General features: G+C 72.9%; 3 protein-coding genes. All 3 read left to right on the forward strand.

The genetic code is table 11. The features are described from left to right. Positions 1–341: isochorismatase family protein (locus ABNT58_RS29500; protein WP_348756912.1), on the forward strand; the 341-nt coding region annotated here is incomplete at its 5' end. 67 nt (positions 342–408) lie between these two features. Next, positions 409–870 (forward strand): (2Fe-2S)-binding protein, encoded by a 462-nt coding sequence (locus ABNT58_RS29505; RefSeq protein ID WP_348756914.1) that lies wholly within the window; start codon positions 409–411, stop codon positions 868–870. Next, positions 870–3,416, forward strand: a 2,547-nt coding sequence (locus ABNT58_RS29510; RefSeq protein WP_348756913.1) for a molybdopterin cofactor-binding domain-containing protein, incomplete at its 3' end; no start/stop codon positions are given. The genes ABNT58_RS29505 and ABNT58_RS29510, both read left to right, overlap by 1 nt.

The following is a 3,416-nucleotide window of genomic DNA, read 5'->3' on the forward strand; positions in this document are numbered from 1 at the left end:
AGGACCTCAAGCTGCCCACCGCGCAGCTCATCATCCGCAAGGGCTTCAACAAGGGCGTGGACAGCTACTCCGCCTTCGAAGAAGCCGACCGCAAGACCGTCACCGGCCTGGCCGGCTACCTCAAGGCCCGCGGCATCAAGACGGTGTACGTCACCGGCCTGGCCACCGATTTCTGCGTGGCCTGGACCGCGATGGACGCGCGCAAGGCCGGCTTCAAGGTCTATGTGATCGAAGACGCCACCCGCGCCATCGACCTCAACGGCTCGCTGGAAGCGGCCTGGAAGCAGATGGCGGCCAAGGGCGTCAAGCGCATCCAGTCGAGCGACATCGCCACCGCTTGATCGACCCTCAGCCGCCGTGACCGCCGCCGCAGTACCCTCACCCGCACCGGTCACGGTCACGCTTCATCTGCAGGTCAACGGCCAGGCCCAGGCGCTGCAGGTGCCGCCGACCGCGCCACTGCTGCAGGTGCTGCGCAACGACCTGCGGCTCAACGGACCCAAGTACGGCTGCGGCCTGGGCCAGTGCGGCGCCTGCGCGGTGCTGGTCGATGGCCGCGTGGCGCGCTCCTGCTGCATCCCGGTGGCCGGGGTACAGGGCCGCGACATCACCACGCTGGAAGGCCTGGGCGACCGCCAGGCGCCGCACTGGGCGCAGCAGGCCTTCATCGACAGCCAGGCCGCGCAATGCGGCTACTGCCTCAACGGCATGGTCATGGCCACCGTGGCGCTGCTGAACCACTGCCCGCAACCCACCGAGGCGCAGATCCGCGAAGCCCTGGCCCACCATCTGTGCCGCTGCGGCACCCACCTCGAGATCCTGGCCGCGGTGCGGCGGGCGGTGGTGTTGCAGCAGGAGGCTGTTGGTTGATGACGCTCGCCAGCAAGGCCCAGCACCTCGACCGCGCCGGCTTCCTGGCTGCCACCGGCGTGCTGCTGGTCACGCGCGATCCGCCCCCCGCGCCGCCGCCCAGCCCCGGTCAGCCGGCTGCCGTGCCGGCCAACCCGGCCGAAGGGCCGGAGATCCTGCTCGCGCTGTGGGAAGACGGCAGCGCCAACGGCCTGCACGGCCATGTGGACCTGGGCACCGGCCTGCGCACCGCGCTGTCGCAGCTGGTGGCCGAAGAGCTGGACCTGCCGTTGACGCAGGTGACCATGCTGATGGGCCACACCTGCAGCGTGCCCAACCAGGGCGCCACCATCGCCAGCGCCTCGCTGCAGGTGCACGGCCTGCCGCTGCGCCAGGCCGCCGCGCAGGCGCGTGCCTGGCTGCGCGAGCAGGGCGCCACGCCGGCCGACCTGCACGGCCGGCAGGTGCTGCTGAAGCTGGCGCCCGGCAGCGTGGCGCTGAAGCCCGAGCACGAGCACCGCGTGATTGGCCAGCCGGTACCGCGGGTGGACATCCCCGCCAAGGCCACCGGCGAGCTGACCTTCGTGCACGACATGCGCCTGCCCGGCATGCTGCATGGCCGTGTGGTGCGCCCGCCTTATGCCGGCGTCGATGCCGGCGACTTCGTCGGCCACACGCTGCAAGCGGTGGACCGCAAGTCCATCGCCCATGTGCCCGGCATCGTCGACGTGGTGGTCATCGGCGACTTCATCGGCATCGTGGCCGAACGTGAAGACCAGGCCGAGGCCGCGATGCACGCGCTGCAGGTGCACTGGAAGCCCTGGCCCGGCCTGCCTGGCCTGCACGACGTGGAAAACGCCGTGCGCACCAACCCCGCCACGCGCCGCCTGCTGCTGGAACGCGGTGACGTGGCGGGCGCCATCGCCACCGCCGCGCAGCCGATGCCGCGCAGCTACCTGTGGCCCTACCAGCTGCACGCGTCCATCGGCCCTTCGTGCGCGGTGGCCGACTGGCAGCGCAGCCGGCTCACCGTGTGGGCCGGCACCCAGAACCCGCATGTGCTGCGCGCCGACCTGGCCCGGCTCACCGGCCTGGACGATGTGCAGGTGGACGTGGTGCGCCTGGAAGCCGCTGGCTGCTACGGCCGCAACGGCGCCGACGACGTCGCCGCCGACGCGGCGCTGCTGTCGCGCGCGGTCGGCCGCCCGGTGCGGGTGCAGCTGACGCGTGAGCAGGAACATGCCTGGGAGCCCAAGGGCGCCGCCCAGCTGATGCAGATCGACGGCGGGCTGCAGGCCGATGGCTCGCCCGCGGCCTACGACTTCCAGACCAGCTACCCCAGCAACGGCGCGCCCACGCTGGCGCTGCTGCTCACCGGCACGGTGCCGGCCACGGCCACCGCCTACGAGATGGGCGACCGCACCGCGGTGCCGCCCTACGACTACGCCAACCTGCGCGTGGCGGCCAACGACATGCCGCCCATCCTGCGGGCCTCGTGGCTGCGCGGCGTCTCGGCGCTGCCCAATTCGTTCGCGCATGAGTCGTACATCGACGAGCTGGCCACCGCCGCAGGCGTGGACCCGGTGGACTACCGGCTGCGCTACCTGAAGGACGAACGCGCCGCCGAGCTGGTGCGCGCCACCGCCGCCAAGGCCGGCTGGCTGCCGCACACCGCGCCACAAGGCCAGGGCGCGGTGCCAGGCAGCGATGGCCAGCTGCTCAAGGGCCAGGGCTTTGCCTATGCGCGTTACGTGCACAGCAAGTTCCCCGGCTTCGGCGCCGCCTGGGCGGCCTGGGTGGCCGATGTGGAGGTGAACCGCGTGACCGGCGAGGTGCACGTCAGCCGCGTGGTGGTGGGGCATGACGCCGGCCTGATGGTGAACCCTGCCGGCGTGCAGCACCAGGTGCACGGCAACGTGTTGCAGACCACCAGCCGCGCGTTGAAGGAGCAGGTGCGCACCGAGCCGGCCGGCCCGAACCTGGGCGCCGTGGCCACGCGCGAGTGGGGCAGCTACCCCATCCTCAGCTTCCGCGAGGTGCCGGTGGTGGAGGTGATGCTGATGCCCCGCCCGGGCGAGGCGCCGCTGGGTGCGGGCGAATCGGCCTCGGTACCGGGCACGGCGGCCATCGCCAATGCCATCTTCGACGCCACCGGCGTGCGCTTTCGCAACCCGCCGTTCACGCCCGAGCTGGTGCGGGCGGCGCTGAACCCGTTGCCGGGGCCGGAGGGCGCGCACGCGCCGGCTGCTGCAGCGCTGGCCGCGCCTGCCGCAGCGCCACCCGCCTCCGCGGCGCTGCCGCCCGACGCCCCGCTGCCCCGCCGCCGCCGCGGCCTGTGGGCCACCGCCGGTGCACTGCTGGCCGGCGCGGTGGGGCTGGGCGCCGCCGCCCTCGGCTGGCGACCGGCCATCGCCCCGGTGGCGCCAGGCAGCAGCGCACTTGTCTATACAAGTGAAACCATCGAGCGTGGCCGCCTGCTGGCCGCGGCCGGCGACTGCCTGGTGTGCCACACCGCACCGGGCGGCACCCCCAACGCCGGTGGCCGGGCCATGGCCACGCCCTTCGGC

It is taken from the genome of uncultured Aquincola sp. (genome assembly GCF_964001545.1).
In the GTDB taxonomy this organism is placed as follows: Bacteria; Pseudomonadota; Gammaproteobacteria; order Burkholderiales; family Burkholderiaceae_C; genus Aquincola.